Here is a 24,896-nt window from a genome sequence, read left to right as displayed (position 1 = left end):
CCTATTCTGTTCGCGGAGCGGGACTCAGGCTCCAAACCCCCCGGGGGGCGGGGGGCGTAGGGGGTCTCCCACTTAGCAACTTAATGACGCGCTGGGGTCCGGCGCCGGACCCCTGCACCACGGTGCTGTTACGGCTGGACGGTGAAGGTGTAGGTCTTCTGTCCGGTGGTGATGGCAGTGCCGCCAGTGGTGGTGGCGGTCACCTCGAAGACGGCGGTGTAGGTGCCGGCGGCCTCGAAGGCCCAGTTGGCGTGGGCGTGGGTGTTGATGGCGATGGAACGGGTGTCCGGGAGGCCGTTGCCGCTGTCGAACCAGACGGTCGGCGTACCGAACGAGTTGGTGGTGTAGACGGCGACGTCGTCCGGTCCGCTGACCGAGACCAGCTTCACGGAGACGGCGTTACCGGACAGGACGCCACTCGGGACGCCCTCGGTGTTGAAACCGGGCCACACGATGTTGCTGACCTGCGTCTGCGGCAGGATCCAGACCGGGTCGCCCGGCGAGCCCAGGAACGAGTACGCCGAGCTGGACGGGACGGTGGTCTTGCTGGCCGACACGGCGTTCAGTACGACGTCCGCCGGGGCGCGGTCGACCGCAGGGGTTACCGTGCCGTCGCGCAGGTCCAGGGTCAGCGCGGACCCCGTCCAGTCGACGTCGATGGCGTCGACGTGACCCGACGAGATCGTGGTGGCGGCGAAGGCCGGCCCCACGGACAGGACGGTGGCAGCGAAACCGGCGATCAGGGCGCCGGCCACCCCACGGGCCTTCATGCCTGCACCGTGAAGGTGTAGGTCGCGATGGCCGAGGTGACCGTCTTGCCGGTGGCGGCGAGGGTGCCGCACACCTTGAACTTCACCTTGTACGTACCGGCCGCCTCGAAGGCCCAGTTGGCGTGCAGGTGACCGCCGGCGGTGGTGTTGATGGTGTCCGGCAGGCCGTTGCCGCTGTCCGCGAGCCGGGTCGGCGCACCGAAAGCGTCGGTAGTGAAGATGCTGAAGTCGGCCGGGCCGCTGACGCCGACCAGGATGACCTTCAGCGCGTCGTTGGTGAACACGCCCGAGGCGATCTCCTCGGAACCGATCCCCGGCCACAGCAGGTCCGCGTCCTGGACCTGCGGCAGCACCCACGCGGCGCTGCCCGGCTTGCCGAGGAAGCCGTACGCCGGGTCGTTCGGTACGGCGACCTTCGCACCGGGCTTGGCGACGAGCTGCACCTCGGCCGGGGTGTACTCGGTAGCGCTCTCCTCGTCGTGGACGTGGACGTTGAACGCGTTGTCCTCCCAGGCGATGCCGACGACGTCGACATGTCCCTGGTCGAGGACGACGGAAGTGGTGGCCGACGCCGGGACGGCGACGCCGGTGAGCGCGAGAACTGTCGTTGCTGACAGCACCAAACGATTGGTGATGCGCATGTGTTTCCTTTCAGGGGTTGGCGGAAACCAAGACCGCCGTACGTGAGGTACGGCGGGAGAGCAGGCCGTGCCGGGGTGCGAACACCCAGCACGCGATGAACACCGCGGTGGCGGTGAGGACGATCAACCCGCCGGCGGCGAGGTTGAAGGCATAGGACAGGTAGAGACCGGTCAGGCCGGAGACGGCGCCGATCACCGGCGCGATCACCATCATCACGCCGATCCGGTCGGTGAGCAGCCGGGCGCAGGCGGCCGGGGTGATCAGCAGCGCCAGCACGAGAATGTTGCCGACGGCCTGGATCGAGATGACGATCGCGACCGTCACCATCGCGTACATGGCCAGGTCCAGCCAGAAGATCGGCAACCCGACGGATCGCGCGGTCTCGCGGTCCAGGCCGACCGTGACGAACTCCTTGTGCAGTGCCGCGGTGCTGAGCAGCAGGATCGCGCCGCCGACCGCGACCGTGACCACGTCGGCGTTGCCGATCCCCAGCACCGATCCGAACAGGAACGACTCCAGCGAACCGCCGTACCCGGGCGCCGTACTCATGATGACGATGCCGAGACCGAACGCGCCCGCGAAGAAGACGCCGATCACGGTGTCCTCCTTGAGCCGCCGGTTCTGTGAGAACACCGCCACGGCGAGTGCGGTGATCAGTCCGGCGACGATGCCACCGAGGACCAGGCTGGTCTTCAGCACGAACGCGATCGCGATCCCGGGGAACACGGCGTGCGCCACCGCATCCCCGATGAACGCCATTCCGCGGAGGGCGACGTGGGTGCCGATGACGCCGCAGACGACGCCGGACATCAGTACGACGAGGAACGCGCGCTGCATGAACACGTGCGACCAGGGCTCGGTCAGGAACTCGATCATCGGGTGACTCCCAGGCTGTGCAAGAGCTGCTCGGACCGCGCGACCCCGAAGGCGCGCAACCAGATCGCCGGGTCCCGCAGCTCGTCCGGCGAACCGTCGGCCACGACCGTGCCGTTCAGCAGGCAGAGCCGGTGACACGTGTCGGCCGCGGCCGGAAGGTCGTGCGTGGTCATCAGGATCGCGGTGTCCTCGGCGGTCAGATCCTTGAACAACCGGGTCAGAATCTCCTGCGTCGGTACGTCGAGACCGGTGAACGGTTCGTCCAGCAACAGCAGGCTCGGCTTGAGCGCGAGCGCCCGCGCGACCAGGACTCGTTGCCGTTGGCCACCAGATAGCTCGCCGATGGGCCGGTTCGCGAGGTCGGTCAGGTCGACGCGTTCAAGAGCTTCCTGTACGGCGTCGCGGTCAGCCTGCCCCGGTCTGCGCAGCCAGCCGATGCGGTGCGTGCGACCGGTCATCACCGCGGTCCGGACCTGAACGGGATAGTCCCAGACGAACTCGTGGCGCTGCGGGACATACCCGATCGAACCGCGGGCCTCGCTCGGTGTCTTGCCGTCGATGCTGATGCTGCCCGCGGTGATCGGCAGCAGCCCGAGGAGCGCACGCAGCAGGGTCGTCTTGCCGGCGCCGTTCGGGCCGATCAGTCCCACCTGTTCGTGGGCCGCGATGGTGAGAGAGACGTCGTTGAGAACCTCGCGACCGCCTAGTTCGACGGAGACTCCGGTGACAGTGAGGACGGTCATGCGCGTCTCCTGATCACGACGAAGCCGGTGGTGGCGAGGACGAGCACGGCTGCGCCGGCGATGAACCACCACAGTTCGATCCGTTGCCCGGCGGGCTCCTGGGGGGTCGCCGTGGCGGCCGGCGTCGGAGTCGGGGTCGGCGTGGGCGTGGGCGTGGCGAGCGCCGTACGGGCGTCTCCGTCGCCGGCGTAGACGCGGAGGGTACGGCGGTCGGTGACCGAGCTGCCGTCGGTGAGCTTGGCCGTCATCGCGACGTCGAGCAGATAGGTGCCTTGGGCATCGAAGGTCCAGTTGCCGTGGACGTGGGTGTTGACGTCGATCCCGGTCTGCTGCGGGAACGGCTTGCGGCTGTCGAAGACGGGCTGCGGTTTGCCGAAGTCCGAGTTGAGGAACAGCGTGAACGCACCCGGTCCTTGCACGCCCTCCAGTGACCAGGTCACCTCGCGGTCGACCTTGGTGGCGACCTCGGTGTCCTGCGTGTTCCAGCCCGGCCAGACGATTCCGGCCTGCTGCACCTGCGGGATCACCCAGATCGACTGCCCCGGCTTGCCGAGGAACTGGTACGCCGGATCGGCCGGTACGGCGATCTTCGCCTTACCGGTCGCTTGCAGGACGACCGTGTCGAGGTCGCGCCAAGTGGCCGGGTCGGTGGTGTCGTCGCGGAGCTGAACCGTCCACCGGCCGTCAACGAACTTCGGGCCGAGGTCCACATGACCGTTGCTGATGACAACTGGTTCGGCCGTGGGTGCCAGCGGGGCGACCGCGAGCAGGAGGGCGGCGAGGAGCTTCATCGGTGGTCTCCCAGGCAGCGTTTCAGCTCGTCGGCGTTGTGGCGCATCATGTCGGCATAGGTCCTTGCTTTGTCGTCGAACGAGTCGCCGTACAACGAACAGACTTGGACACCCTGGTCGCGGGCGACCTGGATCAGGACGGAAGCGCGCTGGGCGAGGTTCGGCTCGGTGAAGACGGCCGGGACACGCAGGTTGCGGATGGTGTCGGAGAGTTTGCGGACCTGCTCGACACTCGGTTCCTGCGCCGGATTCGGTACGACGAAGCCGGCCACGGTCATCTCGTACGCCGACGCCAGGTACCCGAACGCGTCATGCGTGGTGATGAGCTGGCGGCGATCGGGCGGGATGGTGGCGAGCGTCGTACGGACGTATTCGTCGAGCTCGTCGAGTTTGCTCAGGTAGGTCTTGGTGTTCGCCTCGTAGGTCTGCTTGCCGTCCGGGTCCTTCGAGATCAGCGTGTCGCGCATCAGCTGGACGTAGGCCTTGGCGTTGGCCACGTCCTCCCACAGGTGCGGATCGATCTCGCCGTGCACATGCTTGCCGAGGACCGCTTGCGGGAGCTGGTGGATCTGGGTTCCTGGTTTGCCGAGGAAGGCGAATCTCGGGTCGTCGGGGGTCGCGACGAGAGCCTTGTTCGGTACGTCGATGACGACGTTCCCGGCGGGGACGTGGGACTGGGCTGCGCCGATCTTCTTCGCGTCCGAGTAGGCGTAGACCTGGCCCGAGTCGAGATCGACGGTGAGGTCGGTGTGGCCGTCGTCGAGGACCGTTGCTTTGCCTTTGGCGGCCGGCTGGACGGAGTGGGGGTCGACTCCGACGGCGAAGGTGAAGGTGCCTTCGCCGAGCGGCTGGAGTTTGCCGTCGTTGTTGTCGAGGCTGCCTTTGAGCGTGAGGTGGTAGACGCCGGGCTTGGTGAACGCCCAGTTCAGGTGCGTGTGCGCGGCCGGTGGGAGCGTCGTACTGTCGGATTTGTCGAGCCCGTTGGTGGAGTCGAAGTAGCGGTCCGGCTGGCCGAGGGACTCGGTCAGGTAGGCGACCAGCTGACCGGGGCCGTCGAGTTTGGTGGCTGCCAGCTGGACGGACGACGTTCTGGTGGCACCGCGTTGTTTGCCGGTACCTCTGACGCGTAGGCCCAGCCAGAGGACGTCGAGGCCGATGTTCTCCACGAGCGGGATCACGTGCGCGCCGTACGACTCGGCGGCTTCGGCGAGGGAGACGTTGGGGGCGTCCTTGGCGGCGTTCGCGTCGATGGTTTTGATGAGGCTCTGGGGTTCGAGCAGCAGGTGGTTCGTGAACGTGACGTCGGCTTTGGCGACGCGCTTGGCGTCGGCCGGGGTGGGTTCGTAGGAATGTGGGTCACCACCGGCGGGGACCAGCGAGGTCGCGGTCACCCGCTCGCCCCCGACCTGCTGCGCGAGGTCAGCCAGGATCTCGGTCGTGGTGACGACATTCAGCTTCCCGTCGGTGCTCCCCGTCGTACCGGCGCATCCGGCGAGCAGAGTCAGCGACAGAGCCGCTGCGATTGCCCGCTTCACTTGGTGCCTCGCTTGGAAACAACCAGCAGGCTGGTGCCGAGCAGGATGAACAACCCAGCCGCCACAAACCAACCAACCGGTACGTCGGCCCCGGTAGCTGCGAGCCTGCACCCACCCGCAGGGCCCGATGCCGTGGTTGCTGCGGCCGAGCGGATGGCTGAGGTGGCTGCCGCGTTGGTGCTGGCTGCTTCGGGCAGGGCTCGGGCGCCGCCGGTGGGGGCTACTACGACCTTCAGGGTGGAGGTGGAGTGGGCGGTGGGGGTGGAGTGGGTGAAGGTGAGGTTGTAGGTGCCTGGTTTGGTGAAGGACCAGTTGCCGTGGGCGTGGGTGCCGATGGGGATGCTGTAGGTGTCGGGGAGGCCGTCGGCTGAGTTGAAGATGATCTGGGGCTGGCCGAAGGAGTTGAACTCGAAGACGGAGACTCGGCCGGGGCCGGTGACCTTGTCGAGGCGCCAGGTGACGGCGTTGCCGGGGATCTGGCCGGGTTTGAGCTCTTCGGTGTTCCAGCCGAGCCAGATGACGCCTTCCTTCTGCGTCTGGGGGATCTGCCAGACCGGGGTGCCCTTGGGGCCGAGGAAGCCGAAGGCGCCGCCGGGTGAGGTGGTACCGGCTGCTGAGGTGAGGCGGATGGTTACGTCATCAGGGTCGCGCCAGACCGGCGTACCGGACTTGGTGCCGTCCTTGATGCGGGACTGCAGAGCACCGGCTACCAGTCGTACGGCGTAGTCCGCGTGACCGTTGGACAGCGTGGTGGTCGCGGTGCCGGGCTGGGTGGTGGACGGCGTGGTCGTGGTCGGTGTGCTCTGCGTGGGCGTCGGTGGCGGTGTGGTGATGCAGGGCTTCGGGGTGCTGGACCCCGGCGTAGTGGTCGGCGTGGTTCCGGAGTGCTCGGCCGGGGAGGTGGGGGGAGCGGTGGGCGCGCCCGAGGGGGAGGTGGGTGGCGGGGTGGTGCAGGACGCCCCTGGGCGAGGCGTGCTGGTGCACGGGGGCGGGGTGGTGCTGGGGGACGGGGTGGTGCAGGGCGCACCTGGGCGGGACTGGGTGGGGCACGTGGTTGGGGGAGTGGTGGGTGGGTTGGTGGGGCAGAGGGGCTTTAGGTCGTTGCCGACTACTACCGGGAGGGTGGCGGTGTCGGTGAGGTGTTTGCCGGTCTTGGTGGTGGCTGAGTAGGTGAAGGTGAGTCGGTAGAGGCCTTGTTTGGTGAAGGCCCAGTTGCCGTGGGCGTGGGTGGGGGCGGCCAGGGCGATCGACTGGGGGAGCTTCTTGCCGCTGTCGAAGGAGACGAGCGGGGCGCCGAACTGGTCGAACTGGAAGACCGCGAGCTTGCCGGGGCCCTGGACCTTGTCGAGGGACCAGTGCACCGGGCCGTTGAGGGCGGTGTAGTCGACGGACTCGGTGTTCCAGCCGGCCCAGAGGAGGTTCTCCGCCTGGGTCTGGGGGATCTGCCAGATGGTTGCGCCGGGTGCGCCCAGGAAGCGGTACTTCGGGTCCGGCGGGACGATCTCGGCACCCTCGGGCTTCACCTGGAACGCGACCGTGCCCGGATCACGCCAGACCGGGGTGGTGCCGCGGGTGCCGTCCTTCACCTGGAACCGCAGCCGGTCGCCGACAGTACGAGCTGCCACATCCACGTGCCCGACGGACAGCACCGTGGTGACGCAGGGCGGCGTACTGGGGCCGGGGGTGCTGGGCGCCGGGGTGCTCGGACGCGGGCTCGACGGAGTGACCGTCGGCGTCGGCGTCGGCGTAGGAGTCGGCGTGGGCGTCGGCGTAGGGGTCGGCGTGACCGGCTCGTAGGGGCCGACGACCCACGTGTAGGTGATGGGGCCCGATGTGACCGGGGCGCCGGCTGCGGTGACCGCGGACGCCTGGAAGGTCAGGTGGTAGGTGCCGAGCGCGGAGAAGGACCAGTTCGCGTGGACGTGCCGCCCCACTGGCTGGTGCAGCGTCTTGTACGCCGGATCGACCGAGCTGAACACGCGGGGAACCGCACCGGTGAACTCGTCGTAGTTGAAGAACGCCTCGACCGCACCGGGACCTTCTGCGCTCACCAGGGTCAGGTCGACGGTGTCGTCACGCAGCGCGCCCGCGGGGATCGTCTCGGTGTCCCAGCCGGGCCAGATCAGCTCGGGGTCCTGGGACTCGGGGGCCATCCAGACCGTGCTGCCCGGCGTACCGAGGAAGGCGAAGGCGGGGATCTCCGGCAGCTCGACGCGGGCCGAGCCGCGGTCTTCCAGGTTGAAGATCAGACCGGCCGGATCGGCGTCCCGGTACGTGCCGGTGCCGATCCGCGTCGCGAGCTTGAGCGCAGTCCCGTCGTACGTCGTGTGCAGGACGTCGGTGTGGACCGCGCGCAGCACCTCGGGGGCCGGTGCGGCGCCCGCGGTCCAGGGCACGAGCAGGCAGAACAGGCCGAGAGTGAGGCTCAGCAGGGCAGACAGCAGCGCTGGACGGGAGTGAGTGGCGGTCACAGCTGCGAACTTTATCTGAAGCGACAATCATTTTCAGTAGAGCCGATCGTTTCCCGCCTGGATGGCGCCCAAAAGTCGTGGTTCGGGGCCGGGGACCCGGATTTCCTGTCTGAGCGCCTGCGTGGGTAGACTGTTGAGGTTGCCTCGGCGAGGGACGCCCCCCGAGAAGTACATGGGCGCGGCTCCGTGATCGACGCGGTGGTTCGTTGCTCGATGCCTTCTCGGTGTCAGCAGGTGCCCGCTGAGGCCGCAGCCGAGTTTCAGCCAGTCAACAGATCACCGCAACGCATCTGAGGAGTTCATCTCGTGGCCGAGGTCAAGATCCAAGCCGAATCACGCACGGAGTTCGGCAAGGGTGCTGCCCGCCGAATCCGCCGGGACAACAAGGTGCCCGCCGTTCTCTACGGCCACGGCACGGACCCGGTTCACATCACGCTGCCTGGTCACGACACCATGCTGGCGCTGAAGACCGCCAACGCCCTGCTGCTGATCGAGGTCGTCGGCAGCGAGAGCCTGCTGGCGCTGCCGAAGCAGGTCCAGCGCGACCCGCTGAAGGGCACCATCGAGCACGTCGACCTGGTCATCGTGAAGCGCGGTGAGAAGGTCGAGGTCGACATCGCCATCCACGTCGAGGGCGAGGCCGCCGGCGGCACCCTGGTGGTGCTGGAGAACGCCTCGATCCTGGTCGAGGCCGAGGCGACCCACATCCCCGACGGTGTGGTGCTGAACATCGAGGGCCTCGAGGCCGGTACGGCGATCCACGCCTCCGACCTGAAGCTCCCGGCCGGTACGACGCTGGCCGTCGACCCGGAGACCCTGATCGTCAACATCACGACCGCGAGCACCGCCGAGCAGGTCGACGCCGAGATGGCCGACGCCGAGGCCGAGGCCGGGGTCGTCCGCGACGCCCCGACCGCCGCGCCTGCCTGATAGCGCTGCCGCAGTAACAGAACTCAGGAGGGCCGGGATCCGTGGCGGACGACGTGTGGTTGGTCGTCGGGCTGGGGAATCCCGGCCCTTCGTATGCCCGGACCCGGCACAACATCGGGCACCTGGTGGCCGACGAGCTGGCCGCCCGGACGGGGAGTACGTTCAAGCAGCACAAGCAGGTCAAGGCCGAGGTGATCGAGACCCGGATCAGCGGGCTCCGCACCATCCTCGCCAAACCCCGGTCGTACATGAACGAGTCCGGTGGGCCGGTGTCCGGCCTGCTGAAGTTCTTCAAGGTGGACCCGGCCAACCTGATCGCCGTCCACGACGAGCTCGACATCGACTTCGGCGTGCTGCGCTGCAAGTTCGGCGGCGGCGACAACGGACACAACGGGCTCAAGTCGCTGCGGAAATCACTTGGCACCGGTGAGTACTATCGAGTGCGGTTCGGTGTGGGTCGTCCACCGGGCCGGCAGAGTCCCGCCGACTTCGTCCTCAACGAGTTCTCCTCGGCCGAGCGCAAGGATCTTCCGTTCGCCGTGGACCGGACCGCGGATGCGGTCGAGTCGCTGATGACGGCCGGCCTCGAGACAACCCAAGGCCTGTACAACTCCTGAATGGAAGCTACCTCGTGAAGCTCAGCGGTCTGGTCGACACCCTGGTCACCGATCCGGTGGTGGCCGAGGCGGTTCGTGATGCCCGCGGCGAGGTGGTCACCGCTCTCGACCTGGCTGCCCCCGGCCCGATCCGGCCGGTTCTGCTGGCTGCCCTGGCCGCTGAGCGCGGTGCCGATCGCCCGGTGCTCGCGGTCACCGCGACGTTCCGTGAGGCCGAGGAGCTGACCGAGGCGCTGCAGTGCCTGGTCGAGCCCGGTTCGGTCGCCTACTACCCGGCCTGGGAGACGCTGCCGCACGAGCGCCTGTCACCCCGCTCGGACACAGTCGGCCGGCGCCTCGCCGTACTGCGGCGCCTGGCGCACCCGGATCCGTCGGACGAGACGACCGGGCCGATCAAGATCCTGGTCGCGCCGGTGCGTTCGGTCCTGCAGCCGCAGGTCGCCGGGCTGGCCGACCTCAAGCCGGTGCAGCTGCACGTCGGTGACACGGTGGAGCTGGCCGATGTCACCGAGCGGCTGGCAGGCGCGGCGTACCACCGGGTCGATCTGGTCGAGCGGCGCGGGGAGTTCGCGGTCCGCGGTGGCATCATCGACGTGTTCCCGCCGACCGAGGAGCACCCGCTGCGGGTGGACTTCTTCGGTGACGACGTGGAAGAGATCCGGTACTTCGCAGTCGCCGACCAGCGGTCCCTGGAGATCGCTCAGCACGGTTTGTGGGCGCCGCCGTGCCGCGAGCTGCTGCTGACCGACGAGGTGCGGGCGCGCGCCGCCGTACTGGCCAAGGAGCACCCGGAGCTGTCCGAGCTGTTCGAGAAGCTCGCCGAGGGGCACGCGGTCGAGGGCATGGAGTCGCTGGCTCCGGTGCTGGTCGACCACATGGAGCTGCTGGTCGATCTGATGCCGGCCGGGACGCATGTGGTCGTCAGCGATCCGGAGCGGGTGCGGGCGCGGGCCCACGACCTGGTGGCGACCAGCCAGGAGTTCCTGGAGGCGTCCTGGGCGGCCGCGGCCGGTGGCGGTGAGGCGCCGATCGATCTGGGCGCAGCGGCGTACATCTCGCTCGGTGACGTCCGGTCGCATGCGCTGGGCAAGGGCCTGGCGTGGTGGAGCATGTCGCCGTTCTCCGCGGCGCCGACCGATGCGCCTGAGCTACGTGACTCGATGGGTTCGCGGGTCTCGTTCGACATCGATACCGAGGCCGGTGCGGTGCGCAGCCGCGCGATCGCCGCCCACGAGGTCGATCCGTACCGCGGTGAGACGGCGGCCGCGGTCGAGGACGTCCGCCGCTGGCTGCGGGACGGCTGGCGCGTCGTCTGTGTGACCGAGGGGCACGGTCCGGCACAGCGATTGGCCGAGCTGCTGTCCGAGGCCGAGGTCCCGGCGCGGGCGGTCGAGGGGATCGCCACGATCCCCGAGCCGGGCGTCGTGCTGATCTCCCAGGGACAGCTCGATCACGGGTTCATTGCCGAGGGCATCAAGTTCGCCGTACTGACCGAGAACGACCTGGCCGGCCAGCGCTCCGCGGCCGAACGCCGTTCCCAGCAACGGATGCCGAGCCGGCGGAAGAAGGCGGTCGACCCGCTGGAGCTGCAGCCCGGCGACTTCGTCGTGCACGAGCAGCACGGTGTCGGCCGGTACGTCGAGATGATGCAGCGCACCGTCGGGACCGGTACTCAGAAGGCCACCCGCGAGTACGTCGTGATCGAGTTCGCACCGAGCAAGCGCGGTCAACCGGGCGACCGGCTGTACGTGCCGACCGACCAGCTCGACCAGGTCACGCGGTACGTCGGCGGTGAGCAGCCGAGCCTGGACAAGATGGGCGGCGGCGACTGGGCCAAGCGCAAGGGCCGGGCACGCAAGGCGGTCAAGCAGATCGCCGGTGAGCTGATCAAGCTGTACGCCGCGCGCCAGGCGACCAAGGGCCACGCGTTCGCCAAGGACACCCCGTGGCAGCGTGAGCTCGAGGACGCGTTCCCGTTCGTGGAGACGCCGGACCAGCTCGCCACCATCGACGACGTGAAGCGCGATATGGAGCGCGTCATGCCGATGGACCGGATCGTGTGTGGTGACGTCGGCTACGGCAAGACCGAGATCGCCGTCCGGGCCGCGTTCAAGGCGGTGCAGGACGGCAAACAGGTCGCCGTACTGGTGCCGACCACGCTGCTCGTGCAGCAGCACTACGCGACCTTCGCCGAGCGGTACGCCGCCTTCCCGGTCAACGTGGCCCCGCTGTCGCGGTTCCAGACCGACAAGGAGGCCAAGGGCACGCTCGACGGGCTGGCCGATGGGTCGATCGATGTCGTGATCGGCACCCACCGGTTGCTGTCGGGCGAGGTGGCGTTCAAGGACCTGGGGCTCGTCATCGTCGACGAGGAGCAGCGGTTCGGGGTCGAGGCCAAGGAGCAGCTCAAGCGGTTGCGGACGGCGGTCGACGTACTGACGATGTCCGCGACGCCGATCCCGCGCACGCTGGAGATGTCGATCACCGGCATCCGCGAGATGTCGACGATCGCGACCCCGCCCGAGGAGCGGCACCCGGTGCTGACCTTCGTCGGGGCCTACGAGGAGGGCCAGGTGACCGCGGCGATCCGGCGCGAGTTGCTGCGTGAGGGCCAGGTCTTCGTGGTGCACAACCGGGTGAACACGATCGAGAAGGCGGCCGCGCGGATCCGGCAGCTCGTGCCCGAGGCACGGGTGACCGTCGCCCACGGCCAGATGAACGAGCACGCCCTCGAGCAGGTCATCCAGGGCTTCTGGGAGAAGCAGTCCGACGTCATCGTCTGTACGACGATCGTCGAGTCGGGCATCGACATCTCGAACGCGAACACGATGATCGTCGAGCGGTCCGACCTGCTCGGGCTGTCGCAGCTGCACCAGCTTCGCGGTCGCGTCGGTCGTGGCCGCGAGCGGGCGTACGCGTACTTCTTCTTCCCGCCGGAGAAGCCGCTGACCGAGACCGCGCACGACCGGCTGGCGACGATCGCCCAGCACGCCGATCTCGGTGGCGGTATGGCGGTCGCGATGAAGGACCTGGAGATCCGCGGCGCCGGCAACCTGCTCGGCGGCGAGCAGTCCGGGCACATCGCGGACGTCGGCTTCGACCTGTACGTGCGACTGGTCGGTGAGGCGGTCGCGGAGTACAAGGGCGACACCCCGGCCGAGGAGCCCGAGGTCAAGATCGAGCTGCCGATCGACGCGCATCTCCCGCACGACTACGTTCCGTCGCAGCGGCTGCGACTGGAGATGTACCAGCGACTGGCCGCCGTCCGGGATGCTGCCGGGATCGCGGAGCTCGTCGAGGAGCTGCACGACCGGTACGGCGAGATCCCGCCGGCCGTGCTGAACCTGATCGAGGTGGCGAAGTTCCGCAACCACGCCCGGCAGGCGGGGTTGCAGGACGTCACCCTGCAGGGGAATCTGATCCGGTTCGGGCCGGTGGATCTGCCCGATTCCAAGGTGCTGCGGCTGAACAGGCTGTACCCGAAGAGTCTGGTGAAGCCGCAACTGCGTACGATCCTGGTGCCGAGACCTGCCACCCGGCAGATCGGCGGCCAGCCGCTCCGCGACCAGGAGCTGCTGCAATGGTGTACCCGGTTGATCGACGACATCGTCGCCGAACCGATCGTGGTGCCGGCGTGACTTCGACTGGAGATGCGAGGAGATTTCGGTGAGCAGAGCGCTTAAGGCTCTCGGTGTGGCTGCAGCCACGGTGTTGCTGGCGAGCGGCTGTGCAGCCGGTACGCACCCGGGTGCGGCGGCCGTGGTCGGGGACACCGAGATCAGCGTCGGCGACGTCGACAAGGTCTCGCGCGCGGTCTCCGGCGCGCTCGGACAGCCGTTCGAGACCAAGGTGACGCTGAGCGAGCTGGTCAACAACGCTCTGGTCCGGCAGGTCCGCGACCAGCGCTCGGTGACGGTGACCGACGCCGAGACCGCAGCTGCGATGAAGCTCGTGGTCCGCGACCCGGCGGCGTACCAGAAGTTCGAGTCCGACCCGGTGGCCAAGGAGTTCCTGGCCAACGTGGCCGCGACCGCGGTGGCGACCATCAAGCTCGGTGGTGGCACCGGCGTGACCGACCCGCAGGTGCAGCAGGCCCAGAAGGCCGGCCTGACCATCGTCAAGGACGCTGCGAAGAACATCGAGGTCGACGTCGCCCCGCGCTTCGGCAAGTGGACGGACGGCGCCATCGACGGCGCGATCTCCGGCTCCCTGTCCGAGGAGTCGGCGCAGGCGAAGGCCAAGCGCGAGGCCGCCGAGGCTCAGCAGCAACAGCAGCAGCCGCAGGGCTGAGGTCCTGCCGATGTCCGGTGCACCCGGTGGGTCGATCACGGTCGTCCTGACCAGCCCCCGGGTCGCCCCGGGTCTCCTCACCCGAGTCGCCTGGACAGCACTGTCGTCCGCCGACCTGCTCGGCGCCGCTGGCCCTGGGACGTCCAGGGCGGACGTCCAGGCGATCGCCGCCTCCGGCTTCGTCGTCACCCCGGTCGAGGGTGCCGTCACCGACCACTGGGCCTGGCTGTCCGCAGCCGCGGTGGCCGGCCAGCGAGTCGCCTGGCTGGTCGGTGCGGACGGCGAGCCAGGCCTGCTCCGGCTCGTCGCCGAGGAACTCAGCCGCGAGCCGCGGCCGCCGTACGAGGTCGAGATTTTGCATGGCTCGTACGACGTCCCCGGCGCCCGCCTGATCGACCTCGTGCGCGTGATGGACCGCCTCCGCCGCAACTGCCCCTGGGACCAGGAGCAGACCCACGAGAGCCTCGCGAAGTACCTTCTCGAGGAGACCTACGAGACCCTCGAAGCCATCGACCTCGGCGACCGCGACCACCTCCGCGAAGAGCTCGGCGACCTGTTGCTCCAGGTCGCCTTCCACTCCCGCATCGCCGAGGACGACGACGCCTTCACCATCGACGACGTCGCCGCCGGCATCGTCGAGAAGCTCGTCCGCCGCCACCCCCACGTCTTCGGCACCGTCACCGCCGCCGACGCGGCCGCCGTCGAAGCGAACTGGGAATCCATCAAGGCCGCCGAAAAACAACGCTCCTCGGTCCTCGAAGGCATCCCCACCGCCCTCCCAGCCCTGGCCCTCGCCGACAAGATCCTCGGCCGCTCCGCCAAGGTCCCCGCCGACCTCCCCACCCCCACCGACGACCAGTCCCGCATCGGCGCCGCCCTGCTGGCCCTGGTCCGCGAGGCCCGCACCCTCAACGTGGACGCCGAACAAGCCCTCCGCACCACCCTCACCCAACTCTCCGCCGAGATCCGCGCCGCCGAGTCATCCACCTGACCCGCACCGCTGCTCAAGGTGGTCGCCACACCTCACCTTGAGCGCCGTTCGGTCATTGGCGGGGCCGCGAGTGGTTGGTGGGTGCTCAAGGTGAGGGATTTGAGGATTGCAGCCTCGGTGGTGGGCCAGTCCTTGAACAGGTAGGGGTGGGGGACTACTGGGGTGATCGCGGCGATGACGTCCGGTTTGTCGTCGACGAAGTGGGTGATGGCCAGGTCGGCACAATGGATCGCCTTCTGGGGGCGTTGCAGGCAGAAGCGGACGTTGTTCTCGGGGATGCCGGTGTGGCGGAAGAAGTCGTGGTGGTGGAGCCAGGTGAGGGAGCGTTGCTGGACTCGGGGGCCGCATTTGGAGATGAGCCAGGTGCCGGTGAAGAGGGGGACCAGGCGGGCGATGGTTTCGAAGGCGCCTGGTACGGCGGGGGTGCGGAGCATCGCCGCGGTGTCGCCGGCGAAGAACGAGGTGTCCCCGGGACCTGTGGTGCCGTTGATGATGACGCGGCCGATGTCGATACCCAATCTGTTCATGGATCAACCGTCGCCGGTTGAGCACTTCAGCAGAACTAGTATTTGTCGACAGAGCTATAGTTTCTGTCGATGACTCTGGTGGCTGAGGATCTGCGGGTGTTCGCGGTGTTCGCGCGGCACCGGAACTTCACGCGGGCTGCGGACGAGCTGCATGTGAGTCAGCCGGCGCTGCACACGCGGATTCGCAAGCTGCAGGAGCGGCTGGGGCACGAGCTGTATGTGAAGCGCGGCCGGTCGTTGCTGCTCACGGGTGCCGGTGAGCAGCTCGCGCTGTTCGCCAACGAAGAGACCGCCAGAGCGACCGACTTTCTGAGCACCCTGGGGGCTGCACCACCGCGGCCGACCGTGTTGATGGCCGGCTCCGGCGCCTACCTCTACCTGCTGGGCGAGCCGATCCGGCGCTATGTCGCGAAGGGTCGTCAGGTGCGACTGCTCACCGGCGATGCCACGCGGACCCTGGAGGCCTTGAGAGACGGTACGGCGGACATCGGCGTGACCGCGCTCGGCGTCCCACCGACCGACCTCGACTGCGAGCTGCTCGGTCAGTTCCCGCAGACGTTGATCACTCGTGCCGATCACCGCCTGGCGCAGCGGCGCACAGTTCGACTCAGGGACCTGCAGGACGAGGCACTCGTCGTACCGCCGAAGGGCCGGCCGCATCGGGAGCAGTTGGAGCGTGCGCTGCTTGACGAAGGCGTGCGGTGGTCGGTGGCGGTCGAGGCCGAGGGGTGGGACCTGCTGGTCCATTTCGTCCGCCTCGGGATCGGGCCGGCTGTCGTCAACGGCTCGGTTCGTACGTCGAGTGCCGTGCGGAAGGTACCGGTCAAGGACCTGCCGCCGATCCGGTACTACGTGATCACCCGTGGCGACCGTGATGACGAGCTGAAGAAGCTGATGCTGTGAACGCCGACAGCAGGGCGTTGTCCAGGCTGCTGCGACACACCGCGGGGGAGCGCGGGCTCGCGATGAGCGCGGACGGGTGGGCGGCGATCGCGGACGTGCAGCGGGTGCTCGGGATGGAGCGCGAGGACCTCGACCGCGCGGTCGAGGAGAACGACAAACAGCGGCTGCAGGTGGACGGGGAGCGGATCCGGGCGTGTCAGGGGCATTCGCTCGCCGGGATGCCGGTGACGCGTGAAGCTTTGGAGAACAGCTGGGAACGGGTGCACCCCACTGGCCTGCTGTGGCACGGGACTACAGAGCGTGTGGTCGAGGTGATTCGCCGTGAAGGATTGCGGCCGGGACGGCGGACGCATGTCCACCTGACGCCCGCCCAGGACAGCCCGGTGGGGCGGCGAAGCAGGGTTGACGTGCTGCTGGCGGTGGATCCGGTGAATCTGGCGGTGTACCGGGCGCCCAATGGGGTGTTGCTGGTTCGGGAGGTCCCGCCGGCCGCGATCGTGGACGTGGTGCACGGGGGTCCGGAAGGCGCCCGCCGAGGCTTCGGCCTGTGAGGCGGCGATCCGGATCCCCGGCGTGACAGGGTGGGTCCATGTCAGCACGACGGGCCTTCCTTGCTGCGGCCGCGACCTTGGCCCTGATGGTGACGACCGGTTGCACCTTCCATGTCGGTGAGCCGGACGAGGCCGACCCGGTGTTCGGGGAGGGGAACAGCGTTCGGTGGGATCTGAGCCGACCGATCGAGGCGAAGACCCTGGGACTCCCGGACGACCAACTGGTGATCCTCACCGTGCCTGACGACGCCACCGTGAGCCTCACGCTTCCCACCGGCACCTGGGCCGGGCGCACCGAGGAAATGACGGTGACCACCCGGAAGGGGTACCTGGACGCCGTCGACCTGTTCTGGACCGAACCCAACGGACAGGCTTCCGCCGACCGGATGGTCTCGGACGCGAAGCTACTCGGAGTCGACGCCGCTCGGGTTGCCAGTTGGGCCGGGAGCGCGAAGTGGGCCGAGACCGCCGACACCAACCGGATGCGCCACGAGGCCAACTACAACGGCAGGAACGGCCGGGTGTCCACCGCGATCAAGCCCGGCATGGCCGTGGGCAAGGGTGAAGGGACGCCGGTGCGGCTCCATTACCTCTTCTACGTCCGCAATGTGGTCGAGAAGACGGAGCCCGGCTCGCGCTGAGTAGCGGGCAGATCAGGCGCCCGACGGTGTGTTGCTGACCCGGCAGGTGCCGCCGGATGGGATCGTGGGGGGTGACGCGGTCCACCCTGTGCGCTGGTCTGACCGTTAGGCTCAGCGATGATCCGTCATCTGAAGACTTGGGAGTCAATGTGGCCACCATCGAGGCCGTCGGCGCCCGCGAGATTCTCGACTCGCGCGGCAACCCCACTGTCGAGGTCGAGGTTCTCCTCGACGACGACACCGTTGCCCGGGCCGCAGTGCCGTCGGGTGCCTCCACCGGGCAGTTCGAGGCTGTCGAGCTCCGGGACGGCGACAAGGCCCGGTACGGCGGCAAGGGTGTCCTGAAGGCCGTCACGGCCATCCTCGACGAAATCGACAAGGAGATCGTCGGGTACGACGTCCACGAGCAGCGACTGATCGACTACGCGCTGCTCGATCTGGACGGGACCCCGAACAAGGCCAAGCTGGGCGCGAACGCCATTCTCGGTGTCAGCCTGGCGGTGGCGAAGGCGGCCGCGGAGAGCTCCGGCCTGCCGCTGTTCCGCTACGTCGGCGGCCCGAACGCGCACGTCCTGCCGGTCCCGATGATGAACATCCTGAACGGCGGCTCGCACGCGGACAGCAATGTCGACGTGCAGGAGTTCATGATCGCCCCGATCGGCGCCTCGACCTACGCCGAGGCCCTGATGCAGGGTGCGAGCGTCTACCACGCGCTGAAGGCGGTCCTGAAGGAGCGCGGCCTGTCCACCGGGCTCGGCGACGAGGGCGGCTTCGCGCCGAACCTGGCCAGCAACCGCGAGGCGCTCGACCTGATCGCGGTCGCGGTCGAGAAGACCGGCCTGAAGCTCGGCACCGACATCGCGCTGGCGATGGACGTCGCGGCCAGCGAGTTCCACACCGACGGCGTCTACGCCTTCGAGGGCGGCAAGAAGTCGGGCGACGAGATGATCGCCTACTACGCCGACCTGGTCGCGTCGTACCCGATCGTCTCGATCGAGGACCCGCTGAACGAGGAGGACTGGGAGGGCTGGAAGAACCTCAGCGCCCAGCTCGGTGACAAGATCCAGATCGTCGGCGACGACCTGTTCGTCACCAACGTCGAGCGGCTGCAGCGCGGCATCAACGAGAAGTCCGCGAACAGCCTGCTGGTCAAGGTGAACCAGATCGGTTCGCTGACCGAGACCCTGGACGCGGTCGACCTGGCCCACCGCAACGGCTTCACCTGCATGATGAGCCACCGTTCCGGCGAGACCGAGGACACCACGATCGCCGACCTCGCGGTCGCGACGAACTGCGGCCAGATCAAGTCCGGTGCCCCGGCCCGGTCCGACCGCACCGCCAAGTACAACCAGCTGCTCCGGATCGAGGAGGAGCTCGACGACGCGGCGACGTACGCCGGTCGTTCGGCTTTCCCGCGGTACCAGGGCTGATCGCAGGAGGCTGAGGCATGTCGTCCCGACGGGAGTCCGGTGCACGTCCAGGTTCACGGCCGTCCAGCCGTACCCAGACGCGGCCACCGGCCCGGCGGGGCGACCAGCCCAAACGCCGTCCGGCGGTCTCCGCCGGGTCCGGCCCGGTCCGGACCAGGGGCTCACGTAACCTCACCGGCCGGGCGGCCGTCGTACTGCTCGTGCTCGGTGCGCTGGTCGTCTCGTACGCGCAGAGCCTGCGGGTGTGGTTCGACCAGCACCAGCAGATCACGTCGCTGCAGCAGGAGATCCACGACCGCGAGAAGCGGGTCAAGGAGCTGAACGACGAGATCGCCCGCTGGGACGACGACGCGTTCGTGAAGGCGCAGGCGCGGCAGCGGCTCGGCTGGGTGATGCCGGGTGAGGTCGGCTACCGCGTGATCGGTGCCGACGGCAAGCCGGTGGGCGCACCGCCGGAGCCGGGGACGCCGGTCGAACCGGGGGACGAGGCACCGAAGCCGGTTTGGTACACGAAGTTGTGGGGGAGTGTCGAGGGCGCCGGGAAACCGCCGGCCGCACCGACGAAGCGGAAGGCCTTGCCGACGCCGAAACCGATCCTGACCCCCTCGCCCGAAAGGTGAACCGTTGAGCGTGAGCCCCGACGACATCGAAGCCGTCGGCAAGCAGCTCGGCCGGACCGCGCGTGGGATCCGGTCCATCGCGCACCGCTGCAGCTGCGGCCTGCCGGACGTGGTCGAGACCGAGCCCCGGTTGCCGGACGGGACGCCGTTCCCGACGACGTACTACGTGACGTGCCCGCGACTTGCTTCGGCGATCGGCACGCTCGAGGCCGAGGGCATGATGAAGGACATGACGGATCGGCTCGGTGACGACGCCGAGCTGGCCGCCGCCTACCGGGCTGCGCACGAGTCGTATCTCGCGCACCGGGAGTCGATCCAGCACGTCGAGGAGATCGACGGGATCAGCGCGGGCGGGATGCCGACCCGGGTGAAGTGCCTGCACGTCCTGGCCGGCCACTCGCTGGCCGCCGGGCCCGGGGTGAACCCGCTCGGCGACGAGGCGCTGGACGCATTGCAGGACTGGGGTCGCCGGGGGCCCTGTGTTTGACTGGGCCCTGTCTGATCGGGGCTCGTCCGACCTGGTGGCCGCAGTCGACTGCGGTACGAATTCGATCCGGTTGTTGATTGCATCGGCCGGCGCGGACGGCGGTCTCGTGCAGATCGACCGGCGGATGCAGATCGTGCGGCTGGGGCAAGGCGTGGATGCGACCGGGCGGTTTGCTCCCGAGGCGCTCGAGCGGGTCTTCAAGGCCTCGGACGAGTACGCCGGGCTGATCCGCGCGGCCGGGGTTTCGCGGACCCGCTTCGTGGCGACCTCCGCGGCGCGGGACGTGAGCAACAGTGACGAGTTCTTCGCAGGGATCGCCGAGCGGTTCGGGGTGCAGCCGGAGATCATCTCCGGTGCGGAAGAAGCGTCGTTGAGCTTCCGCGGAGCGACCGGCGGGCTGGCCGCCCTCGCCGTACCAGGGCCTTACCTGGTGGCCGACATCGGTGGTGGGTCGACCGAGCTGATTCTCGGGGACGAGTCCGGCGTCATCGCGGCGGAGTCGCTGAACGTCGGGTCGGTGCGGATGACCGAGCGGCACATCAAGGCCGACCCGTCGACGGCCGCCGAGCTCGCGGCCGCGGGGAAGGACATCGACGCACTGCTGGACTCGACCTCCGTGCCGATCACGTCGGCGCGGGCGTTGATCGGTGTCGCCGGGACAGTGACCACCGTGGCCGCAGTCGTGGGGAAGCTGACCGAGTACGACTCGGCCCGGATCCACCACGCGCGGATCTCGGGACCGCAGTTGCGCGAGACGACGTACTGGCTGACCCGGTCGACCAAGGCCGAGCGCGTCACGAACCCGGCGATCCACCCCGGCCGGGTGGACGTGATCGGTGTCGGCGCGCTGATCCTGCAACGCCTCTACGACCGGATGGCCGTCGGCGAGGTCATCGTGTCCGAGCACGACATCCTGGACGGGGTCGCTCTCTCGCTGCTGTAGGTCTTGGCCTCGATCCACCGATGAACTTGTCCAGGGGCCACCCTCGCCGTAACCGCCCTGGCCGCCTGCCTCAGCCGTCCGTTGTACTCCGCACGGAGTACTGGGAAGTGTCTGCCGTGGCCGGACGCGTCAGCCCTCGCTGAATTGCGAGCCTGATCACCATGACGACTCAACTACGGGCACCTGACCCCACAAGATTCGAGACCGGACCCAAGAGATCACGGCGCAGGATCGCGCTGCCGTGGCTCATGCTGACTGTGTGGATCGGGCTGGTGGTGGGCGGCCTCTCACTGGCCGGCAAGCTCGACTCGGTGACTCGCGACAACCAGGCCGACTATCTGCCGGCCGGCGCTCAATCGACCAAGGTGCTCCTGGCCGAAGCCGGCCTGCCCGGCGGTGGGGATGGCCTGCTCGTGGTCGTCTACGAACGGGCCGATGGCATCCGGCCGGGTGATCGGGAGGCGGCCGTCCGCGGCTACACCGCGCTGGCGAAGCGATTCGGCAACGATACCGACGCACCTCCGGAGATCGTCGAATCCAACCACGGTACGGCGCTGATGCTCGGGCTGCCGCTGGACCGCAAGTGGGTCACCGATGAGGCCGAGGCAGTCTCGGTCGCGGATGCTCGTGCCCTTCTCGCCGACCGGCCGGACGGTCTGAACGCCTATGTCACCGGTCCGTCAGCGATCGGCGCCGACATGGACGAGGTCTTCGATGCCGTGGACGCGAGGTTGCTGCTCGCCACGACGGTGGTGGTGGCGCTCCTGCTGATCCTGACCTACCGCAGTCCGCTGCTGTGGCTGGTACCACTCGCCTCGGTCGGGGTCGCGGCGGTCACGTCGATGGGTGCCGTGTATGCGCTCACCCAGGTCTTCGACTTCACCATCACGAGCATGAGCTCGGCGCTGCTGATCGTGCTGGTCTTCGGCGCAGGCACCGACTATGCCCTGCTGCTGGTGTCTCGCTACCGCGAGGAGCTGCACCGCCACGAGCGCCCGATCGACGCGATGATGGCGGCGCTGCGTGGGGCCGGCCCGGCCATCGCCGCTTCGGCGGGGACGGTCACAGCAGGTCTGTTGTGCCTGTTGGTCGCGGATCTCAACAGCACCAGCGGTCTCGGCCCGGTGGGTGCAGCGGGCATCGCGGTCTCGTTGCTGGTCATGCTGACGTTCTTCCCGGCCTTGCTGGTGGTGCTCGGGCGCAGGATCTTCTGGCCGTTCGTGCCACGGCTCGGGGTTGAGGCACGCCGGTCTGGATCGCGCTGGGCCAGGCTCGGCGAGCTTGTCGATCGTCGACGGGTGGTCAGTTGGGCCGTGCCGCTGGTGATCCTGGGCGCTCTTGCGCTGGGCTTGGTGGGTGCGAGCGGCTCACTTCCGCAGCTGGACCAGTTCGCCCGTTCCACACCGGACTCGGTGACCGGTGCGAAGCTGATCGACGAGCGCTTCCCCGGTCAAGGCGGTCAGCCGGTCACGGTGATGAGTCGGCCGGACAAGAGCAAGGAGGTCTTGGCTGCCGTCCGGAACACGTCCGGGGTTGCCAGCGCCGAGAGCGGTCGGGCCGGCAAGGACTGGGTGGAGATCGAGGCGATCCCGGTCGACTCGCCGGAGAGCGCAGGCGAGACGGCCACGATCAAGCGGCTGCGGGACACCGTCCAGAAGGTGGCCGGTGATGCCGCGCTGGTCGGCGGGCCGAGTGCCGAGCTGCTGGACACGGACGAGACGAACAAGGGCGACCGCAATCGGGTGATGCCGCTGATCCTCCTGGTAGTGCTCGTGATCCTGGGGCTGCTGCTGCGGGCGGTCGTGGCTCCGCTTGTGCTGGTGGCAACCGTCGTGGTGTCGTTCTTCGGAGCCCTTGGACTGTGCAACCTGTTGTTCGACCGGGTGCTCGGGTTCGGCGGCTGGGAGTCGTCGGTGCCTCTGATCGGGTTCCTCTTCCTGGTCGCGCTCGGTGTCGACTACAACATCTTCTTGATGAGCCGGGTCCGTGAGGAAGCCGTCCGGCACGGGACCGTAGCGGGTACCAAGCGCGGCCTCGCGGTGACAGGCGGCGTGATCACCTCGGCCGGCGTCGTGCTGGCGGCGACGTTCGCGGTGCTCGCCTCGCTGCCGCTCGTCATGCTCATCGAGATCGGGATCCTGGTCGCCGTCGGTGTGCTCATCGACACCTTGCTGGTGCGCTCCATCGTGGTTCCCGCACTGACGATGTCGCTGGGCTCGCGGATCTGGTGGCCCGGCAAGCTCTCGCGCACGAGCGAGGACCGGGAGGGGACCGGGTCGATGAACCCGCGTGGACGATGACGGCGCTCCGCCCGCCAGTAGCCGACCGGCTGCTGGCGGCGGGGTCGTTCGTGCTCGGCGTCGCCGCGGCGATCATGCTCGAGGCGATCGACTTCGACGGTGAGCGCAGGGTGGATGTGTGGGCGGTCGCGCTGCTGGGCGCGATGGCGGCACCGTTGCTGGCCCGTCGGCGCCGGCCGATCCTCGCCGTCCTCGCGGTCCTCGCCGTGTCGACGCCGTACCACATCCTCGACTACCCCCACGAGGCCGCGATGCCGGCCTCACTCGTGGCGGCGTTCGCGGCGGCACGCTACAGCGAGCCGCAGCGGCGGCCCGTCGCCGCCCTGGTAGCGGTGGCCGCGGTGACCGTGCCTGTTCTTGCCGACGAGACGTCAGGAGCACTGAGCGATGCTCTCCTCGGCGTCGGCTGGCTCTTCATGGCCTTCTTCGCCGGGCTGGCGGTCCGCTTCCGTGAAAACTGGAAAGCCGTCGTCGCCGCGCGGCTGGAGCAGGAGCGTGCCGACGAGGTCGAGCGAAGGGGCGCCGAGGAGCGGGTCCTGATCGCTGCCGAGCTGCACGACGTCCTAGCGCACGGCCTCGCCGTCGCGAACGTCCAGGCGTCCGTCGCCGCGCACCTGATCGACCGGCTGCCGGACCGCGGGGACACGTCGCTGCAGGAGCTGTCCAGCACGCTGCACGACCTGTCGGACACTAGCCGCGCCACGCTCCATGAGCTGCGCGCCGTTCTGGACGTCCTGCATGGGGGCGGGACCGAGCCAACCGAGCCGGCGCCCCACCTCGGCGAGCTGCAGCGCCTGGTTGAGATGGCCGAGGCCGCCGATGTCCGGGTCGACCTGGAGGCCGCCGGGCTGCCGGACCAGCTGCCTTCGACGGTGTCCGTCGTCGCCTACCGAATCATCCAGGAGTCACTCACCAATGTCATTCGACACTCGACGGCCGGGCACGCGACCGTCCGGCTCGACCAGGATGGCCACCGACTGCAGATCACAGTCGTCGATCACGGGCCCGCGCAACCGAGCTCAATGGTGACACCGGCCGGGTTCGGTATCGCCGGGATGACCGGGCGCGCACAGGCCGTCGGCGGCGAGCTGTCCGCTGGTCCGCACGAGTCCGGAGGATTCGAGGTGCGGGCCAGCCTGCCGCTGCCGGATACCTGGCGGGTTCCCACGTGATCCGGGTCCTGCTCGCCGACGACCAGGCCCTGGTGCGTGGCGCATTCGCAGTGCTGGTCAACTCCGCTGACGACATGGAGGTCGTCGCGGAGGCCGGCACCGGCGAGGAGGCGGTGACGCTGACCACGGACCTGCGACCCGACGTCGTGTTGATGGACATCAGGATGCCGAGCACCGACGGCATCGAAGCGACTCGGCAGATCGTCGCTGACGGTGCATCGAGCGGCAGCAGGGTCCTCATCCTGACCACCTTCGAGGCAGACACCAACGTGCTGCGCGGCCTTCGCGCGGGGGCCTGCGGATTCCTGCCCAAGGACACTCGCCCGGACGTCCTGCTGGACGCCATCCGCACCGTCGCCGCGGGAGAGTCGTTGCTGTCGCCCGGCGCGACCAAGGCGGTCATCACCCGTGCGTTGAGTCGTCCCGACCTGCCTGCGCCCGAGCGGCTGGCCAGCCTGACCGCGCGCGAACTCGAGGTGCTCCGGCTGATCGCCGTGGGCCGGAGCAACCAGGAGATCGCGGACGAGCTGATCGTCAGCCCGCTGACCGTCAAGACTCACGTGGCCCGCATCCTCGCGAAGCTGGGCGTCCGCGACCGGGTCCATCTCGTCATCGCCGCGTACGAAGCCGGACTCACCTGACACCACGCCGCCGGCACTCCTCGCG

The 24,896-nt window shown here is 68.7% G+C and carries 23 protein-coding genes; 15 read left to right on the top strand and 8 right to left on the bottom strand.

What is annotated here, in order from left to right:
* Nucleotides 1–128: 128 nt before the first annotated feature.
* The 7 genes from ACFCV3_RS29005 to ACFCV3_RS28975 are packed head-to-tail and all read right to left on the bottom strand — an operon-like array spanning nt 129 to nt 7,828.
* Entirely contained in the window at nt 129–770 is a 642-nt protein-coding gene (locus ACFCV3_RS29005) for a choice-of-anchor M domain-containing protein (protein ID WP_376035117.1), read from the bottom strand.
* Nucleotides 767–1,411 (bottom strand): choice-of-anchor M domain-containing protein, encoded by a 645-nt coding sequence (locus tag ACFCV3_RS29000; RefSeq protein WP_376035115.1) that lies wholly within the window; start codon nt 1,409–1,411, stop codon nt 767–769. Before ACFCV3_RS29000 ends, ACFCV3_RS29005 begins: the two co-directional genes overlap by 4 nt.
* 10 nt (nt 1,412–1,421) lie before the next feature.
* Nucleotides 1,422–2,288, bottom strand: coding sequence for an anchored repeat-type ABC transporter permease subunit (locus tag ACFCV3_RS28995; RefSeq protein WP_376035113.1), 867 nt, complete (start codon nt 2,286–2,288; stop codon nt 1,422–1,424).
* On the bottom strand, nt 2,285–3,031 hold the full coding sequence (locus ACFCV3_RS28990) for an anchored repeat-type ABC transporter ATP-binding subunit (protein WP_376035111.1): 747 nt from the start codon (nt 3,029–3,031) through the stop codon (nt 2,285–2,287). The genes ACFCV3_RS28995 and ACFCV3_RS28990 overlap by 4 nt, the downstream gene beginning before the upstream one ends.
* On the bottom strand, nt 3,028–3,822 hold the full coding sequence (locus ACFCV3_RS28985; RefSeq protein ID WP_376035109.1) for a choice-of-anchor M domain-containing protein: 795 nt from the start codon (nt 3,820–3,822) through the stop codon (nt 3,028–3,030). The genes ACFCV3_RS28990 and ACFCV3_RS28985 overlap by 4 nt, the downstream gene beginning before the upstream one ends.
* On the bottom strand, nt 3,819–5,357 hold the full coding sequence (locus tag ACFCV3_RS28980) for an anchored repeat ABC transporter, substrate-binding protein (protein WP_376035107.1): 1,539 nt from the start codon (nt 5,355–5,357) through the stop codon (nt 3,819–3,821). The genes ACFCV3_RS28985 and ACFCV3_RS28980 overlap by 4 nt, the downstream gene beginning before the upstream one ends.
* A complete protein-coding gene (locus ACFCV3_RS28975) occupies nt 5,354–7,828 on the bottom strand; it encodes a choice-of-anchor M domain-containing protein (RefSeq protein WP_376035105.1) in 2,475 nt (824 codons plus the stop codon). Before ACFCV3_RS28975 ends, ACFCV3_RS28980 begins: the two co-directional genes overlap by 4 nt.
* Nucleotides 7,829–8,134: 306 nt before the next feature.
* Between ACFCV3_RS28975 and ACFCV3_RS28970 the strand changes: the two genes are divergently transcribed.
* From ACFCV3_RS28970 to ACFCV3_RS28950, 5 genes are read left to right on the top strand one after another with little or no spacing between them, the layout of a single operon-like run.
* Complete coding sequence (locus ACFCV3_RS28970; protein WP_376035103.1) at nt 8,135–8,758, top strand: 50S ribosomal protein L25/general stress protein Ctc; 624 nt, start codon at nt 8,135–8,137, stop codon at nt 8,756–8,758.
* Between the two features lie 41 nt (nt 8,759–8,799).
* The gene (gene pth, locus ACFCV3_RS28965; RefSeq protein ID WP_376035101.1) at nt 8,800–9,375 is read left to right on the top strand and encodes an aminoacyl-tRNA hydrolase; all 576 of its coding nucleotides are present in this window, start codon (nt 8,800–8,802) and stop codon (nt 9,373–9,375) included.
* 14 nt (nt 9,376–9,389) lie between these two features.
* A complete protein-coding gene (gene mfd, locus ACFCV3_RS28960) occupies nt 9,390–13,013 on the top strand; it encodes a transcription-repair coupling factor (RefSeq protein ID WP_376035099.1) in 3,624 nt (1,207 codons plus the stop codon).
* Between the two features lie 28 nt (nt 13,014–13,041).
* On the top strand, nt 13,042–13,665 hold the full coding sequence (locus ACFCV3_RS28955) for a hypothetical protein (protein ID WP_376035097.1): 624 nt from the start codon (nt 13,042–13,044) through the stop codon (nt 13,663–13,665).
* A gap of 10 nt (nt 13,666–13,675) precedes the next feature.
* Nucleotides 13,676–14,656: a MazG family protein gene (locus tag ACFCV3_RS28950; protein ID WP_376035096.1), complete on the top strand. Its 981-nt coding sequence runs from the start codon at nt 13,676–13,678 to the stop codon at nt 14,654–14,656.
* A 32-nt stretch (nt 14,657–14,688) separates the two neighbouring features.
* Here the strand turns inward: ACFCV3_RS28950 and ACFCV3_RS28945 are convergent, their stop codons facing one another.
* Nucleotides 14,689–15,183 carry a hypothetical protein gene (locus ACFCV3_RS28945; protein WP_376035094.1) on the bottom strand — a complete coding sequence of 165 codons (495 nt, stop codon included), beginning with the start codon at nt 15,181–15,183 and terminating at the stop codon, nt 14,689–14,691.
* A 69-nt stretch (nt 15,184–15,252) separates the two neighbouring features.
* On the opposite strand from ACFCV3_RS28945, the gene ACFCV3_RS28940 reads away from it, so the two are divergent.
* From ACFCV3_RS28940 to ACFCV3_RS28895, 10 genes are all read left to right on the top strand, one after another.
* On the top strand, nt 15,253–16,086 hold the full coding sequence (locus tag ACFCV3_RS28940; protein ID WP_376035092.1) for a LysR substrate-binding domain-containing protein: 834 nt from the start codon (nt 15,253–15,255) through the stop codon (nt 16,084–16,086).
* Nucleotides 16,083–16,637 carry an RNA 2'-phosphotransferase gene (locus ACFCV3_RS28935; protein WP_376035090.1) on the top strand — a complete coding sequence of 185 codons (555 nt, stop codon included), beginning with the start codon at nt 16,083–16,085 and terminating at the stop codon, nt 16,635–16,637. The genes ACFCV3_RS28940 and ACFCV3_RS28935 overlap by 4 nt, the downstream gene beginning before the upstream one ends.
* Nucleotides 16,638–16,675: 38 nt before the next feature.
* Entirely contained in the window at nt 16,676–17,278 is a 603-nt protein-coding gene (locus tag ACFCV3_RS28930) for a hypothetical protein (RefSeq protein WP_376035088.1), read from the top strand.
* 149 nt (nt 17,279–17,427) lie between these two features.
* Nucleotides 17,428–18,708, top strand: a complete 1,281-nt coding sequence (gene eno, locus ACFCV3_RS28925) for a phosphopyruvate hydratase (protein WP_376035086.1) — start codon at nt 17,428–17,430, stop codon at nt 18,706–18,708.
* Between the two features lie 17 nt (nt 18,709–18,725).
* Nucleotides 18,726–19,328 (top strand): septum formation initiator family protein, encoded by a 603-nt coding sequence (locus tag ACFCV3_RS28920; RefSeq protein ID WP_376035084.1) that lies wholly within the window; start codon nt 18,726–18,728, stop codon nt 19,326–19,328.
* 4 nt (nt 19,329–19,332) lie between these two features.
* Nucleotides 19,333–19,815 carry a DUF501 domain-containing protein gene (locus tag ACFCV3_RS28915; protein WP_376035082.1) on the top strand — a complete coding sequence of 161 codons (483 nt, stop codon included), beginning with the start codon at nt 19,333–19,335 and terminating at the stop codon, nt 19,813–19,815.
* Nucleotides 19,808–20,758, top strand: coding sequence for an exopolyphosphatase (locus ACFCV3_RS28910; protein ID WP_376035080.1), 951 nt, complete (start codon nt 19,808–19,810; stop codon nt 20,756–20,758). Before ACFCV3_RS28915 ends, ACFCV3_RS28910 begins: the two co-directional genes overlap by 8 nt.
* A 161-nt stretch (nt 20,759–20,919) precedes the next feature.
* Nucleotides 20,920–23,058: an MMPL family transporter gene (locus ACFCV3_RS28905; protein WP_376035078.1), complete on the top strand. Its 2,139-nt coding sequence runs from the start codon at nt 20,920–20,922 to the stop codon at nt 23,056–23,058.
* A complete protein-coding gene (locus ACFCV3_RS28900) occupies nt 23,055–24,230 on the top strand; it encodes a sensor histidine kinase (RefSeq protein ID WP_376035076.1) in 1,176 nt (391 codons plus the stop codon). Before ACFCV3_RS28905 ends, ACFCV3_RS28900 begins: the two co-directional genes overlap by 4 nt.
* Nucleotides 24,227–24,871, top strand: a complete 645-nt coding sequence (locus ACFCV3_RS28895; RefSeq protein WP_376035074.1) for a response regulator — start codon at nt 24,227–24,229, stop codon at nt 24,869–24,871. Before ACFCV3_RS28900 ends, ACFCV3_RS28895 begins: the two co-directional genes overlap by 4 nt.
* Nucleotides 24,872–24,896: the final 25 nt, after the last annotated feature.

The sequence above is a fragment of the Kribbella sp. NPDC056345 genome (assembly GCF_042262745.1).
GTDB lineage: Bacteria > Actinomycetota > Actinomycetes > Propionibacteriales > Kribbellaceae > Kribbella.
Note: the sequence above shows the minus strand (reverse complement) of the source record. Positions and strands in the feature narration are given on the sequence as shown.